The organism is Bradyrhizobium sp. HKCCYLRH3097, assembly GCF_051167875.1.
Lineage (GTDB): Bacteria > Pseudomonadota > Alphaproteobacteria > Rhizobiales > Xanthobacteraceae > Bradyrhizobium.
Genome location: NZ_JBNPTX010000004.1, coordinates 204396 through 219633 on the forward strand (window position 1 = coordinate 204396; position 15238 = coordinate 219633).

General features: G+C 65.9%; 12 protein-coding genes. 9 read left to right on the plus strand and 3 right to left on the minus strand.

Annotated features, from left to right (window positions below):
- The first annotated feature begins 42 nt into the window (after positions 1 to 42).
- Both boxC and boxB read left to right on the plus strand, forming a co-directional pair.
- Positions 43 to 1731 carry a 2,3-epoxybenzoyl-CoA dihydrolase gene (gene boxC, locus ACQR0U_RS12465; protein WP_315751228.1) on the plus strand — a complete coding sequence of 563 codons (1689 nt, stop codon included), beginning with the start codon at positions 43 to 45 and terminating at the stop codon, positions 1729 to 1731.
- Positions 1732 to 1845: 114 nt separating this feature from the next.
- On the plus strand, positions 1846 to 3297 hold the full coding sequence (gene boxB, locus ACQR0U_RS12470; RefSeq protein WP_315751230.1) for a benzoyl-CoA 2,3-epoxidase subunit BoxB: 1452 nt from the start codon (positions 1846 to 1848) through the stop codon (positions 3295 to 3297).
- Positions 3298 to 3425: 128 nt separating this feature from the next.
- Here boxB and ACQR0U_RS12475 read toward each other — a convergent pair whose 3' ends face one another.
- Positions 3426 to 4235, minus strand: coding sequence for an SDR family oxidoreductase (locus ACQR0U_RS12475; protein WP_315717136.1), 810 nt, complete (start codon positions 4233 to 4235; stop codon positions 3426 to 3428).
- Between the two features lie 116 nt (positions 4236 to 4351).
- Positions 4352 to 5410, minus strand: coding sequence for a polysaccharide deacetylase family protein (locus tag ACQR0U_RS12480; RefSeq protein WP_316193453.1), 1059 nt, complete (start codon positions 5408 to 5410; stop codon positions 4352 to 4354).
- Between the two features lie 164 nt (positions 5411 to 5574).
- Here ACQR0U_RS12480 and ACQR0U_RS12485 point away from each other — a divergent pair, with 164 nt between their 5' ends.
- The 4 genes from ACQR0U_RS12485 to ACQR0U_RS12500 all read left to right on the plus strand — a co-directional run bounded on the left by ACQR0U_RS12485 (position 5575) and on the right by ACQR0U_RS12500 (position 10173).
- On the plus strand, positions 5575 to 6969 hold the full coding sequence (locus ACQR0U_RS12485; protein WP_316165605.1) for an OmpA family protein: 1395 nt from the start codon (positions 5575 to 5577) through the stop codon (positions 6967 to 6969).
- Positions 6970 to 6973: 4 nt separating this feature from the next.
- The gene (locus tag ACQR0U_RS12490) at positions 6974 to 7279 is read left to right on the plus strand and encodes a hypothetical protein (RefSeq protein ID WP_315717139.1); all 306 of its coding nucleotides are present in this window, start codon (positions 6974 to 6976) and stop codon (positions 7277 to 7279) included.
- Between the two features lie 502 nt (positions 7280 to 7781).
- Positions 7782 to 8837, plus strand: a complete 1056-nt coding sequence (locus ACQR0U_RS12495; protein ID WP_315751236.1) for a lysylphosphatidylglycerol synthase domain-containing protein — start codon at positions 7782 to 7784, stop codon at positions 8835 to 8837.
- 28 nt (positions 8838 to 8865) lie between these two features.
- Positions 8866 to 10173: an ATP-binding protein gene (locus tag ACQR0U_RS12500; protein ID WP_434843306.1), complete on the plus strand. Its 1308-nt coding sequence runs from the start codon at positions 8866 to 8868 to the stop codon at positions 10171 to 10173.
- A 121-nt stretch (positions 10174 to 10294) separates the two neighbouring features.
- Here the strand turns inward: ACQR0U_RS12500 and ACQR0U_RS12505 are convergent, their stop codons facing one another.
- Positions 10295 to 10810, minus strand: coding sequence for a GcrA family cell cycle regulator (locus ACQR0U_RS12505; RefSeq protein ID WP_315717142.1), 516 nt, complete (start codon positions 10808 to 10810; stop codon positions 10295 to 10297).
- A gap of 477 nt (positions 10811 to 11287) precedes the next feature.
- Between ACQR0U_RS12505 and ACQR0U_RS12510 the strand changes: the two genes are divergently transcribed.
- From ACQR0U_RS12510 to ACQR0U_RS12520, 3 genes are all read left to right on the plus strand, one after another.
- Positions 11288 to 12499: an aspartate aminotransferase family protein gene (locus ACQR0U_RS12510; RefSeq protein WP_315751238.1), complete on the plus strand. Its 1212-nt coding sequence runs from the start codon at positions 11288 to 11290 to the stop codon at positions 12497 to 12499.
- Positions 12500 to 12507: 8 nt separating this feature from the next.
- Positions 12508 to 13434, plus strand: coding sequence for an ornithine carbamoyltransferase (argF, locus tag ACQR0U_RS12515; protein WP_315717175.1), 927 nt, complete (start codon positions 12508 to 12510; stop codon positions 13432 to 13434).
- Positions 13435 to 13686: 252 nt separating this feature from the next.
- Entirely contained in the window at positions 13687 to 14682 is a 996-nt protein-coding gene (locus tag ACQR0U_RS12520; RefSeq protein WP_315717144.1) for an Hsp33 family molecular chaperone, read from the plus strand.
- Positions 14683 to 15238: the final 556 nt, after the last annotated feature.

Below are 15238 nucleotides of genomic sequence, written 5' to 3' on the forward strand. Positions count from 1 at the left end.
ATTGTGCATATCAACGATAAGCACTCCAACGAAGGGTGACACATGGCCGGGGAAGACCGCGTGCTCGCGGGAGGCAAGACGTTCATCGATTTTCAGACCGATCCCTCCCGCTACAAACATTGGAAGCTCTCGATCGATGGCGAGGTGGCGACGCTCGCCATGGACGTCGACGAGAATGGCGGCCTGTTCGAGGGCTACCAGCTCAAGCTCAATTCCTATGATCTCGGCGTCGACATCGAGCTCGCCGACGCCGTGCAGCGGCTGCGCTTCGAACACCCGCAAGTGAAGGTCGTGGTGCTGCGCTCGGCCAAGCCGCGCGTGTTCTGCGCCGGCGCCAACATCCGCATGCTTGCGGGCGCGACCCACGCCCACAAGGTGAACTTCTGCAAGTTCACCAATGAGACCCGCAATGGCTTCGAGGATTCATCCGAGAATTCCGGCCAGCGCTTCATCACCGTGGTGAACGGCACCGCGGCCGGCGGCGGCTATGAGCTCGCGCTCGCCACCGATCACATCATCCTCGCCGATGACGGCTCGTCGTCGGTGTCGCTGCCGGAAGTGCCGCTGCTCGCGGTGCTGCCGGGTACCGGCGGTCTCACCCGCGTCGTCGACAAGCGCAAGGTCCGCCGCGATCGCGCGGACGCGTTCTGCACCACGGAGGAGGGGGTCAAGGGCAAGCGCGCCGTGCAATGGCGCCTCGTCGACGAGATCGCGCCGAACTCCAAGGTCGATGCCAAGGTGGCCGAGCGCGCCAAGGAATTCGCAGCCGCCTCCAAGCGCAACGGCAGCGGCAAGGGCGTCGCGCTGACGCCGCTGAAGCGCGTCATCGATGCGTCGAGCGTGCGCTACGGCTTCGTCAATGTCGACATCGACCGCACGGCCCGCATCGCCACGATCACCATCTCGGCTCCCGAGGCCGCGCCACCTGCGGACATCGACGGCATGATCGGGCAGGGCGCTTCCTTCTGGCCGCTGCAGGTCGCGCGCGAACTCGATGACGCCATCCTGCATCTGCGCATCAACGAGCTCGGCATCGCTATGCTGGTGTTCAAGTCGCATGGCGATCGCGCCCAGGTGCTCGCGCATGACGCGTTCCTTGAGGCCAACAAGGCGCACTGGCTGGTCAACGAGGTCAGGCATTACTGGAAGCGGGTGCTGAAGCGCATCGACGTCACCTCGCGCACGCTGGTCACGCTGGTCGAGCCCGGTTCCTGTTTCGCCGGCACGCTCGCCGAGCTGGTGTTCGCTTCCGACCGCTCCTACATGCTGATCGGCACCATCCAGGGCGACAACCGCCCGGCGCCGGCGATCGAACTGTCGGCGATGAATTTCGGTCCCTATCCGATGAGTCACGGCCTGACCCGGCTGGAGTCGCGCTTCCTCGCCGATCCCGCCGATCTCGCGCGTGTGCGTGAGCAGGTCGGCAAGCCGCTCGAAGCCGATGAGGCCGAGGAGCTCGGCCTCGTGACCTTCGCGCTGGATGACATCGATTGGGAGGACGAGATCCGCGTCTTCCTCGAGGAGCGCGCCAGCTTCTCGCCGGACAGCCTCACCGGTCTCGAAGCCAATCTGCGCTTCGCCGGCCCCGAGACGATGGAATCGAAGATCTTCGCCCGCCTCACCGCCTGGCAGAACTGGATCTTCCAGCGGCCCAACGCGGTCGGCGAGGAGGGCGCACTCCGGCGCTACGGCACCGGCGAGCGGCCGCAATACGACATGACGCGCGTGTAAGGGGAGCGAACAGGGAGTGGCGAATAGCGAAGAGGGAAGGATGTCTGGAACCCCTATTCGCTACTCGCCATTCGCTACTCGCCTCCAACAGATCAAAGCCCCCGGGAGGTCTCCATGAACATGAACATCATGAACGTCGACTACTCGACCAAGATTCCGAACAACGTGAATCTCGCCGAGGACCGCCAGGTCCTCAAGGCCCTGGAAGGCTGGCATCCCGGCTACGTCGATTGGTGGAACGACATGGGCCCCGAGGGCTTCCAGCAGTCGCTGGTGTACTTGCGCACGGCCTATTCGGTCGATCCGCGCGGCTGGGCGAAGTTCGATTACGTCAAGATGCCCGACTATCGCTGGGGCATCCTGCTGGCTCCGCAGGAAGAGGATCGCAAGATCCCGTTCGGCGAGCACTATGGCGAACCGGCCTGGCAGGAGGTTCCCGGCGAATATCGCGCGCTGATGCGCCGCCTGATCGTGATCCAGGGCGACACCGAGCCGGCCTCGGTCGAGCAGCAGCGCCATCTCGGCAAGACGGCGCCGTCGCTCTACGACATGCGCAACCTGTTCCAGGTCAACGTCGAGGAGGGCCGTCACCTCTGGGCGATGGTCTACCTGCTGCAGAAATATTTCGGCCGCGACGGCCGCGAGGAGGCCGACGAGCTGCTGCGCCGCCGCTCGGGCGATGCGGACAGCCCGCGCATGCTCGGCGCCTTCAACGAGAAGACGCCGGACTGGCTGTCGTTCTTCATGTTCACCTACTTCACCGACCGCGACGGCAAGATGCAGCTGCACTCGCTCGCGCAGTCCGGCTTCGATCCGCTGTCGCGCACCTGCCGCTTCATGCTGACGGAGGAGGCGCATCACATGTTCGTCGGCGAGACCGGCGTCGGCCGCGTCATCCAGCGCACGGTCGAGGCGATGCGCGAGGCCGGGATCGACGATCCCACCGACATCGCCAAGGTCCGCGCGCTGGGCGTGATCGACCTGCCGACCATCCAGAAGAAGTTGAACCTGCACTACACGCTGTCGCTCGACCTGTTCGGCTCGGAGGTCTCGACCAACGCGGCCAATGCCTTCAATGCTGGCATCAAGGGCCGCTATCACGAGACCCAGATCCAGGACGATCACCAGCTCAAGAACTCGACCTATCCGGTGCTCAAGCTGGTCGACGGCGAGATCAAGCGGGTCGACGAGCCGGCGCTGACCGCGCTCAACATGCGCCTGCGCGACGACTACTCGCAGGACTGCGTCAAGGGCCTGCTGCGCTGGAACAAGATCATCACGACCGCAGGCTACGACTTCCAGCTCAAGCTGCCGCATACCGCCTTCCACCGCGCCATCGGCGAGTTCAAGGACGTCCATGCGACGCCCGACGGCATCCTGATCGACGAGGGCACGTGGGCGAAGCGCAAGGGCGACTGGCTGCCGTCGGCCGACGACGGCGCCTACATCTCTTCGCTGATGAAGCCGGTCACCGAGATCGGCGAATACGCCTCGTGGATCGCGCCCCCGAAGGTCGGGATCGACAACAAGCCGGGGGACTTCGAGTACGTGAAGATCGAAACTTGATGAGAGGCGAATAGCGAGTTGCGAGTAGCGAATAGGGGAAGTAGCCTATTCGCTATTCGCTATTCGCTATTCGCTATTCGCTATTCGCTATTCGCTATTCGCTATTCGCTATTCGCTATTCGCTATTCTCAGCTGTCCCAGCCCGCGCCCGGAATGCCGGGGTTCGCGTAGACGATGCCGCCATCGACCGCGATCGTATTGCCGACCACGTAGTCGCCCGCGCGCGAGGCGAGGAAGATCGCCGTCCCCGCCATGTCCTCGTCGGTGCCGATGCGCCCAGCGGGCACGCGCGAGGCGACCTCGTCGGCGTTGTCGCGCGCGGCCTTGTTCATGTCGGACTTGAACGGTCCGGGCGCGATCGCGGTCACCACGATGTGGTCCTTGATCAGCTTGGCCGCCATGCGCCGCGTCAGATGGATCAGGCCGGATTTGCTCGCCGCATAGGAGTAGGTCTCGAGCGGGTTGACGAAGATGCCGTCGATCGAGGCGATGTTGATGACCTTTGCCGGCCGTTCGGCGCTGGCCGCCGCACGCAAGGGAGCTGCGAGCGCCTTGGTCAGGAAGAACGGCGTCTTGAGGTTGAGGTTCATCACCTTGTCCCAGCCGCTCTCCGGGAATTCGTCGAAGTCGGCGCCCCACGCCGCGCCCGCATTGTTGACGAGGATGTCGAGCTTGGGCTCGCGCTTCTTGATCTCGCCCGCGAGCGTCTCGATGCCGGCCATCGTCGAAATGTCGATCGGCAGCGCGACGCATTCGCCGCCATATTCGGTCGTCAGTGCCTTGGCGGTCGCCTCGCAGGGCCCTGCCTTGCGCGCGGTGATGTAGACCCTCGCCGCGCCATGCGCGAGCAGGCCGGATGCGATCATCTTGCCGATGCCGCGCGAGCCGCCGGTGACGAGCGCGATGCGTCCTTCGAGTGAGAACAAGTTCCTGAGCATGAAGCCTCCCTTTCCTTATGTCATGCGCGCTTGTGAGCGGGACGCGCCAGCACGTCAAGTGAGACGCAGTCGCACGAAATCGCCGCAATTCAATCGGGGGAACGTTATGGCGGGGCCTATGCCGCGTCGATGCGGCGGAAGCCGTTCCACATCGCGGTGGCCGCGCCCGAGGTCAGCACCGGCAGCACGCGGGCGTGCTGGTAATGGCCGTTCAGCGAGACGCGCGACAGGGCCGTGAGATGATCGGCGCTTTCCGCGAAGATCATGCCGGGCCGGGTGGTGACGGCGGTCTTGTAGCCGCTCGCGGCCGCCAGCACGAATTCGCGCTGGGAAGCGGCGGCGCGGTCGCCGTAGGGGTAGGCCATGTGCAGCACCGGCCGCTGCAACTCGTTCTCGATCCGAGCACGGCTGTCGGCGATCTCGATGCGCGCCGTCTCCTCGGTCTGCTTGGCGAGATTGCAGTGACTGATCGAATGCGCGCCGATCGAGATCAATGGCTCAGTCGACAGCGCCCGGAGCTCGTCCCAGGACAGGCAGAGCTCACGGCAGATCGAGGCCTCGTCGACGTCGTAGCGCGCGCACAGCGCGCTGATCTCACGCCGGACGTCGTGCTCGCCCGGCAGTGCGCGCAGCCAGTCGTGCAGGCGCTGGAACGTCACGCATTTGGCTGCCGGCGTCGATGCATCGAGCTGCAGCGACAGCCCGCCGATCTCGATGTCGATCGCGTCAGTCTTCGCGACCAGCCGCTCCAGCGTCACCCACCAGAGCCGGCCCAGTCCCGATGCGAAATCGCTCGTCACATAGATGGTGAACGGCGCATCGAACTCGCGCATGACAGGCAGCGCGAAGTCGCGATTGTCGCGATAGCCATCGTCGAAGGTGAAGCAGGCGAAGCGGCGCGAGAAGTCCTTCGCCACCAGCCGGCTGTGCAACTCGTCGAGGGTGATGATCTCGATGTCGTGGTCGCGCAGGTGCGACAACATCTCGCGCAGGAAATCCGGCGTGACCTCGAGGTGACAATTGGGCTGGAAATCGGCGTCGCGGTGCGGCCGCACATGATGCAGCGTATAGATCGCACCCACGCCCGAGAAGATCGGGCGCAGCCAGACATGCGCGCCGCTCAGATACAGCGCTTCCAGGCCGGCACGGATAAAGGTTTTGCGAAATCGCCTCATCTGAAATATGCGGCCCGGTGAGTGTCGGGACAAGGTTACCGACGAATGATTGAAGAAAACCTTAGCCTGCGGTCACAACGTACCGTGCGGCGCTCCTCATTTCCGGTTTGACAGGCATGCAAGGGTTTGTTTTCTCTCTGCTTCCTCGATGCGACGGATGACGAATGCGCGGACTTTTCAGGTGGAGCGGGAAATGGTGGCCTGGCGTCATTCCGCTGATCGTGCTTTGGGGCCTCGCGGCCTGGACCAGCACCGTTCCCCTGGAGAATGATCTCGCCGGACGCAGTTCGGCCGTCCTGACGGGGGCGGTGCTCGACAGGACAAGCATCACGGTGGACGGCCGCGATGTCTCGCTGCGCGCCAATGCGTTTTCCGAGGCCGGACGCCGCGATGCGGTTGCTGCGGTCGACGGCGTGGCCGGCGTGCGGCTCGTCAACGACGAGACGCGGCTGGTCCCCGAGGCCAAGCCCTTCGTCTGGTCGGCCGAGCGCGACGTCGTCCGGGTGACGCTGGGCGGCAGCGCGCCGCTGCCCGCCTTGAAGGGCAAGCTGATGGACGCGACCCGGGCGGCGTTGCCGGGCGTGGAGGTCGCGGATCAGATGGGCCTGGCGCGCGGCGCGCCGGCGCGCTTCGAGGATGTGGCGCTGCTGCTGATCGGCCAGATCGCCAAGCTGAAGGACGGCAAGTTCACGATCTCCGACGGCGACGTCACATTGTCCGGCATGGCGCGCGAGCTCGGCGGCCGCGAGGCGATCGCGGCCGCGCTCGGAAAGCTGCCGGACGGCTTCAAGGTCGCCAGCAACGAGGTCAAGGCGCCGCCCTATGTCTTCCAGGCCTACAAGGACCCGGTCGCGGTCACCGTGACGCTTGCAGGCAACGTTCCCGACGAGAACATCCACGCCGTCGTCGTCGGCTCTTCATCGCGCAAATTCTTCAGCGAGAAGGTCGTCGACAATCTCAAGAACAGCCTCGGCGCGCCAACCAATTTCGTGAATGCGGTGGTGCCGGCGCTGGGCGCCTTGTCACGGCTGTCGACCGGCACGCTGGTGGTGTCCGACCGTGACATCAAGATTTCCGGTGATGCGCTTTACGACGCCGCAGCGGCCCAGATCCGGACCGGGCTCGCCAAAGATGTCCCACAGGGCTGGCAGGTGAAGGCCGACATCACGGTGAAGCCGGCAGCCGCCCCGGTCGATCCCACGGTGTGCCAGCAGCTGTTCTCCGACCTGCTCGGCAAGGCCAAGATCCGGTTCGAGACCGGCCGCAGCGACCTCGACAGGGATTCCACCGGTCTGCTCGACCGCCTCGTCGAGATCGCGTTCCGCTGTCCCTCCGCCAATGTCGAGATCATCGGGCACACCGATGCCGACGGCGACTCTGCCGCCAATCAGGTGCTGTCGCAGAAGCGCGCCCAGGCGGTGGTCGATTATCTGGTCAAGGCCGGACTGCCGGCCGACCGTTTCAGCGCGATCGGCTATGGCAGCACCCAGCCGGTCGCCGCCAACGACACCGCCGACGGCCGGGCGCAGAACCGGCGCATCGAATTCGTGGTGAGGTAAGGTCATGGCCTATCTCGTTGCCTTTCACTGGGGCTGGCTGGCCGGCGCATTCGCCATCGGGCTGGCGATGGGCTGGGTCGCCGTGGTGCATCGCGCCCCGCGCGTGTCGGGCTGGCTGACCTGGCTGCTGGCGGCGCTGGCCGCCGGCCTGGTCGCGACGGCCGTGGCCTGCCTGATTCCCGGCCGGGCCGGCTACTGGCTCGAGCTGCTGCTGATCATGTTCGTGCCCTACCTCGTCGGCTGCGCCATCGGCACCTGGCTTCGGGCGCTGGTGGTGATCCGCAGCATGCGGACGAAATCGGCGGCCTGAGACCGCCGCCCCGGACTGCACCCGACGCCATCTGCCGAGACTGCGGCGGCGCGCCCGCCGTCCGCGTGCCCCGGGTCATCGCAACTGCGAGACACGAAGGTTTGACGAGGCGCGAACCTGTCAAACGCGCAGCTCGCGCTTATCGTTGAGTCATGCTGACCCGCCGAACCGCTGGGCGCCCCGGAAGCCCCGGAGATTCGCGTTCCTCACCAAAGTTTAACCTGGGGTTTGCAGGCTGGCGGGGACGTGCGCTGCCCCGCCGTCCAGCATGATGCCTTGTCCGATGCCTTTGCCTGATGTCTTGCCTCATGTGCGGCAAAACGGTGCATCGCATTTCCGCAAAGCCTGCTAAGTATATCCATGTGTACGCTTTTGTTCGCACGCTCCGTGTTCCCCAATGCGTCGAAACGCGCTACGAGGGCGTTGTATGCGCACATGATGCTGCGGCCTCCGGGGCGCGGCGTCCCCGGCCGTCGTGATCGGATCACGGTGAGAGGTGTAGATGCTTGAAGCCATACGCAGAGCGGCCACGTTCCTGCGCGAGAAGCAAGTCCTGCACAAGCTCGGCGTGCTGATCAGCATCGCTGTGATCGCGGTCGCCTGCTACGTCCTCTACCACATGCTGCGCGGCATCGACACCTACGAGGTGCTCGAGGCGATCAAGAGCACGGAGCCGCATCAGATCGCGCTCGCCGCGCTGTTCGTCGCCGCCGGCTATTTCACGCTGACCTTCTACGATCTGTTCGCGGTGCGCGCGATTGGCCACGACCACGTGCCCTACCGCGTCAACGCGCTGGCCGCCTTCACCAGCTATTCGATCGGCCACAATGTCGGCGCCAGCGTCTTCACCGGCGGTGCCGTGCGCTACCGCGTCTATTCGGCCCATGGGCTGAACGCCATCGACGTCGCCAAGATCTGCTTCCTTGCCGGCCTGACGTTCTGGCTCGGCAATGCGGCCGTGCTCGGGCTCGGCATCAGCTATCATCCGGAGGCAGCCGCCTCGATCGACCAGCTGCCGCCCTGGGTCAACCGCATGGTGGCGATCGCGATCCTGGTCGGTCTGTTGGGGTATGTCGCCTGGGTATGGACCAAGCCGCGCGTGGTCGGCCGCGGGCCGTGGACCGTGGTGCTGCCGAGCGGCCCTCTGACCCTGCTGCAGATCGCGATCGGCATCATCGACCTCGGTTTCTGCGCGCTGGCGATGTATGTGCTGGTGCCGGACGAGCCCAATCTCGGCTTCGTCGTGGTGGCTGTGATCTTCGTCTCGGCGACCCTGCTCGGCTTCGCCAGCCATTCCCCCGGCGGGCTCGGCGTGTTCGACGCCGCGATGCTGGTGGGGCTGTGGCAGATGGACCGCGAGGAGCTGCTGGCCGGAATGCTCCTGTTCCGGATGCTGTATTATTTGGCGCCGTTCCTCATTTCTGTAATCTTGCTGACGTTTCGCGAGGTTATCATCAGCACGCGGTCGAAACGGCTGCGGCAGGCCGCGCTCAGCCTCGATCCGGGCCCCCCACCGGAAGCCGCTTTTGTGAGGAAACGCAGCGATTCCGGTGCCTGACGCCAGCTCAAGGGAACAGTAGGACGAGATGGCCCTCGACGCTCCCTCCGACACGCCGCTCTCGATCTTCACCCCCTGGCCGGACCGGCTGCGCCATTCCGCGATCATCCTGCTCGCTGCGGCGCTCGCGCTTGCCGGGCTCGTGCTGCTGGACGAGCTGCTGCCGCTGCGGGCCCTGGCGGTATTCCTGTGTATTTCCGCCGCCGCCCTGGTGCCGTGGCGGCTGCATGGCGCGGTCGCCAAGCGTGAGGAGGAGCGCCACGCCAACCCGGTCGAGGCGCCGGCCGTCAGCGCGGTGGTCGAGGGCATCCCCGATCCCGCCGTGCTGCTCGACCGCGCCGGCCGAGTCATCCACCTCAATGCCGCTGCCGCGCAGCTCGCGCCGGCCCTGCGCAAGGGCGAGCTCGCCCAGTTCGCGCTGCGCACGCCGGAGATCATCACTGCGCTGCGCGAGGCGATCGCCACCACCGAGATCCGCCGTGCCACCTATCACGATCACGTTCCGGTCGATCGCTGGATGGAGCTGATCATCACGCCGGTGCCGGTGCCGACGGCGTTCGGCGGCACGGACAAATGCATGCTGATGACGTTCCACGATCTGACCCCGCTGCGCCGGGTCGAGGAAATGCGCGCCGACTTCGTCGCCAATGCGAGCCACGAGCTGCGCACGCCGCTGGCGGCGCTCTCGGGCTTCATCGATACGCTGCAGGGGCCGGCCAAGGACGATCCGAAGGCGCGCGAGCGCTTCCTCGGCATCATGCACATCCAGGCGACGCGCATGGCGCGGCTGATCGACGATCTGCTGTCGCTGTCACGGGTGGAGCTGTCGGCGCATGTCCAGCCCCACGCCATGGTCGACGTCGTCCCCATCATCCGCCAGGTCACCGACGGGCTGGAGTCGCTGGCGCGCGAGCGCCAGGTGGTGATCGAGACCAGCCTGCCGGACGTGCCGGTGGCGATCGCCGGCGACCGCGAGGAGCTGCTGCGCGTGTTCGAGAACCTGATCGAAAACGCGCTGAAATACGGCGCCTCGGGCGGGCGCGTGATCGTCTCGCTGGAGCAGGCCGTCTCCGCCGAGAACGCGCCGGAGATCCGGGTCAAGGTGCGCGATTTCGGCCCCGGCATCGCGCCCGAGCATCTGCCGCGCCTGACCGAGCGCTTCTATCGCGTCGATGTCGGCGACAGCCGCGCGCAAGGCGGCACCGGGCTCGGCCTCTCCCTGGTGAAGCACATCCTCAACCGCCATCGCGGCCGGCTGCTGATCGAAAGCGTGCCGCGCAACGGTGCCGCCTTCACGGCGTGCTTTCCGCAGTCGAAGCCGGCGCGGGGCGCCTGATCGCCCGTCGCATCTGCGGCCCGGCGCGGGCCGGGCTCACGTCCATGGTCGTTGTGAGTTGAGGCCGCCGGAGATCCCGGGGCGATGCGGAGCATCCTCGTCGCCCGTCGCGGCCCCCTCGTCAGCGCGTGGTCGACTTCGCCGGCTGGCGGCGGCGGTCGGCCGCGGGCTGATAGGCGACGCGCGAATGCTGCGCGCAATAGGGCAGGCCGGAAAGCGCCTTGCCGCCGCAGAAGAAGAAATCCGCGCTCGAGGGATCGCCGACCGGCCAGTGGCAGGTCGCCTCGTTGAGCTCCAGCAGCGACAGCCGCTGGTTCATCGGCACGACGTTGTCGAATGCAACCGGATCGGGCTCCGCCTCAACCTCGAAAACCTGTGCGAGCGCCGTGTTGCCGCGCGCCACCGGGCGCGCCACCCGCATCATCGGCTGTGCCGGGCGGGCCGCCTTGCGCTGGCGCGGTGCCGCGGTGGCCGGGCTCTTGGCGCGGCCGGACAGGCCCAGCCGGTGCACCTTGCCAATCACGGCGTTGCGCGTCACGTTTCCGAGTTCCGCGGCGATCTGGCTGGCCGACAGTCCGGCTTCCCAGAGTTTTTTCAGTTGCTCGACGCGATCGTCGGACCAGGTCAATACGGTCATCGAACCTTTCCCTTCGCGTTGCGCCGGCCAATTCCGGGACGGCGCTGCGATGCTGTCTCAAGAAAATCCCTGGCGGCAGAATCCCTTGTCCCTCGCCGGGCACGCGCAAGGCACCCGGACGTTACGCAAACTCAGAGAACTTCGAGAGGGATCAGAACTGCCGCACGAGATGTCGTACTCGACGTTGAAAACGCTACAATATGGCGTGACTCCCGCGCAAGAGTCGGCGGCCGCAGTCCACACATTCCGTGGTTCCCTGTGGCGTGTCTCGAGGCGTGTCAGGCGTCCGGAATCTCACGGGCCGGCCCCCCATGCATCAGCTGACGCGTAGTTGACTCCCACCGCTGCCCGCATACAATAGATGCACGTGCCGCCTTGAAAAGGCGGCACATTTTGTTTTCCAGGGTGGGGTCCCTGATGCGCGATGGCGCCGCGTGGCGCGTGTCTCGGCCGGCCCGTCAGCTCATGTGATCCGCCATGACCAGTGTTGCCGCTACGCATCTCCTCCCCGTATTCGCCCGGGTCGATCTTTCGTTCGAGCGCGGCGAAGGCGCGTGGCTGATCGCGACCAATGGCGACCGTTATCTCGATTTCACCTCGGGCGTCGCAGTCAATTCGCTCGGCCATGCGCATCCGCATCTGGTCAAGGCGCTGCAGGAGCAGGCGGCCAAGCTCTGGCACATGTCGAACCTGTTCAAGAGCCCGGATGGCGAGCGCCTTGCCGCGCGGCTGTGCGAGCAGAGCTTTGCCGACTACGTATTCTTCGCCAATTCGGGCGCGGAGGCGATGGAAGGCGCGATCAAGATCACGCGCAAATATCACGCCGCCAAGGGACATCCCGAACGGTATCGTATCATTACGTTCGAAGGCGCGTTCCACGGCCGCACGCTCGCCACGCTCGCCGCGACAGGTTCGGCCAAATATCTCGACGGCTTCGGTCCGCCGATGGACGGCTTCGATCAGGTTCCGTTCGGCGACATCGAAGCAGTGAAGAAGGCGATCGGTCCGCACACCGCCGGCATCCTGGTCGAGCCGGTGCAGGGCGAGGGCGGCGTGCGCACCGCGCCGCTGCCGTTCTACAAGGCGCTGCGCCAGCTCTGCGACGACAACGGTTTGTTGCTGGTCATCGACGAGGTCCAGACCGGCATGGGCCGCACCGGCGATCTGTTCGCGCATCGCTGGCTCGGCGTCACGCCGGACGTGATGTCGCTGGCCAAGGCGCTCGGCGGCGGCTTTCCCATCGGCGCCGTGCTTGCGACGGCCGAGGCCGCGTCGGGCATGACGCCGGGCTCGCATGGCTCGACCTTCGGTGGCAATCCGCTGGCGGTCGCCGCGGCCAACGCCGTGCTCGACGTGATGCTGGCGCCCGGCTTCTTCGATCACGTCCGCAAGATGTCGTTGCTGTTGAAGCAGAAGCTCGCCGCCGTTCTCGATCGTCATCCCGACATCATCTCCGAGATCCGCGGCGAGGGCCTTCTCATCGGCGTCAAGGCGGTGGTGCCGTCGGGCGATCTGGTCACGGCGCTGCGCGATCAGAAGCTGCTCACCGTCGGCGCGGGCGACAACGTCGTGCGCTTCCTGCCGCCGCTGATCGTCAACGAATCCGAAATCGAACAATCGGTCGAGATGCTCGATCGCGCCTGTGCGGCGCTGTCGGGCGCGCCTGCCAAGCAGGCGGCCGCATCATGAGCAAGACCATGGGCAATACGCCGCGTCATTTCCTCGATCTCACCGAGATGCCGGTGGAGGAGCTGCGCAACGTGCTGGCGCTGTCCAGCGCGATGAAGAAGACCTTGAAGGCGCGCGAGCCGGCGAAGAAGCCGCTCGAGGGCAAGGTGCTGGCGATGATCTTCGACAAGCCGTCGACGCGCACGCGCGTGTCGTTCGACGTCGGCATGCGCCAGCTCGGCGGCGAGGCGATCATGCTGACCGGCACCGAGATGCAGCTCGGCCGCGGCGAGACCATCGCCGACACCGCGCGCGTGCTGTCGCGCTATGTCGACGCCATCATGATCCGCATCCTCAGCCACGAGGCGCTGCTCGAGCTTGCCGCGCATGCCACCGTGCCCGTGATCAACGGCCTGACCCGGCGCTCGCATCCCTGCCAGGTGATGGCCGACGTGATGACCTTCGAGGAGCATCGCGGCTCCATCGAGGGCCGCACCGTGGCCTGGACCGGCGACGACAACAACGTGCTGGCCTCCTGGGCCCATGCCGCCGAGCGCTTCAAGTTCCGGCTCAACGTCGCCACCCCGCCGCAGCTGTCGCCCGGCAAGCCGATGAAGGATTTCATCCGCGCCACCCGGGCCGACATCCATCTCGGCCACGATCCGGAAGTCGCTGTCGCCGGCGCCGACTGCGTCGTCACCGACACCTGGGTGTCGATGGGCGACAAGGATGGCGAGCATCGGCACAATTTGCTCAAGCCCTATCAGGTCAATTCCAAGTTGATGTCGCTGGCGAAGCCCGAGGCGCTGTTCATGCACTGCCTGCCGGCCCACCGCGGCGAGGAGGTCACCGACGAGGTGATCGACGGCCCGCAGTCGGTGGTGTTCGACGAAGCCGAGAACCGCCTGCATGCGCAGAAGGGCATCTTGGCCTGGTGCTTCGGCGAGCGGGCTTAGGGTTCGACGGCGCAATTTCACCGGTGTCGTCCCGGCCTTGAGCCGGGACCCATACCGCGTGATCGAACTGATTTGCAGCTGTGGCCGTTGCTCGGCGTAGTTGGAGCGATCGTGGTTCGTCGGTTACGGCTTAGCGTCGGCGACTACCACCGGCGTTCCTCGATAGCATCCGCGGTATGAGTCCCGGCTCAAGGCCGGGACGACAGCCGGGGATGCCCTTCCATTCGTTTCAATCATCCCCAAATACGCCCCATGACAACCAATCCCCCCGACACCGACATCAACCTCGATACCAGCCGCGCCCCCTCGGCGGTGCCGGTCGACGACGCCGTGCTGCCGTTCGAGGTCGCGGCGCTCGATCTGCGTGGGCGACTGACCCGCATGGGCCCGGCGCTCGACGACATTCTCACCAAGCACGCTTATCCCGCGCCCGTGGGCAAGCTGCTCGGCGAGGCCATCGTGCTGACGACCTTGCTCGGCTCCGCGCTGAAATTCGACGGCCGCTTCATCCTGCAGACCCAGACCGACGGCCCGGTGTCGTTCCTGGTGGTCGACTTCCAGGCACCCGACCGCCTGCGTGCCTATGCCCGCTTCGACGAAGCCCGGCTGGCTGAGGCCAAGGATTCCGGCGGCCTGCTCGGCAAGGGGCATCTGGCGATGACCATCGACCAGGGCGCCGACATGAGCCGCTACCAGGGGCTGGTCGCGCTCACCGGCGGCAGCCTGGAGGAGGCCGCTCATGAATACTTCCTGCGCTCCGAGCAGATCCCGACCCGCGTGCGCCTCGCCGTCGGCGAGGAGTGGAGCGGCGGCAAGCACCGCTGGCGTGCCGGCGGCCTCCTGACGCAATTTTTGCCGCAGGCGCCGGAGCGCTTGCGCCAAGCCGACCTGCATCCCGGCGATGCGCCCGAAGGCACCGAGCTGCATGCGATCGAGGAGGACGAGGCCTGGGTCGAGGGCCAGTCGCTGGTCGCGACCGTCGAGGATATCGAGCTGATAGATCCCGCGCTGTCGGGCGAGCGGCTGCTGTATCGCCTGTTCCATGAGCGCGGCGTGCGCGTGTTCGACCTCGTGCCGCTGCAGGCGCGCTGTTCCTGCTCGCGCGATGCGGTTGCCAACATGCTGAAGAGCTTCTCGCCCCAGGACCGCGCCGACATGGTCAAGGACGACAAGGTCGTCGTCACCTGCGAGTTCTGCTCCTCGGTCTATCACTTCACCCCGCACGAAGCCGGCGTGACGGAGAACTGACTCTGTTGCGCTCGCTCCGCGCGTCGTAGCGATCGTGGTCGAGCGACAGCCCTCCGTACGTCATCGCGAGCGCAGCGACGCGATCCGGAGTCGCTTCGACAGCTCTGGATCGCGTCGTCGCTTCGCTCCTCGCGATGACGCTTGATAGGCTGCGTCGCGCGGCGTCGGAGAGAATGTCGGGAGTTCGTGTGCGCCGGCGATTTCGATTAGTTCGTTGTTGAAGATCGGTTTTCCAGCTGATCGACGCCACATCCTTGCCCGTCGCGTTGATTGGTCGCAGCAACAAACAACTTGTGCCGTCGGGCAAATCACTGGCACATTTCCGCGCATCCTGTTGCCGCATGAGGGGCGTTTCGCGACCGTCACGGACCGTTGGCAGTGGGAGGCGACGGGCGTGTGTTGCTGCAGCGTAGTTCAGTCTGCGCGGACGAACGGCGATGCACGTACGGTCAAGTCGCGCGGTCCTGATATCCCGATGCTGATATCAACTCACGCTGAAGCTCCGCTTCGCGTTGAGGATGGTGGCCAACAAGCCCGGCGCACCAGGGAGAACGCG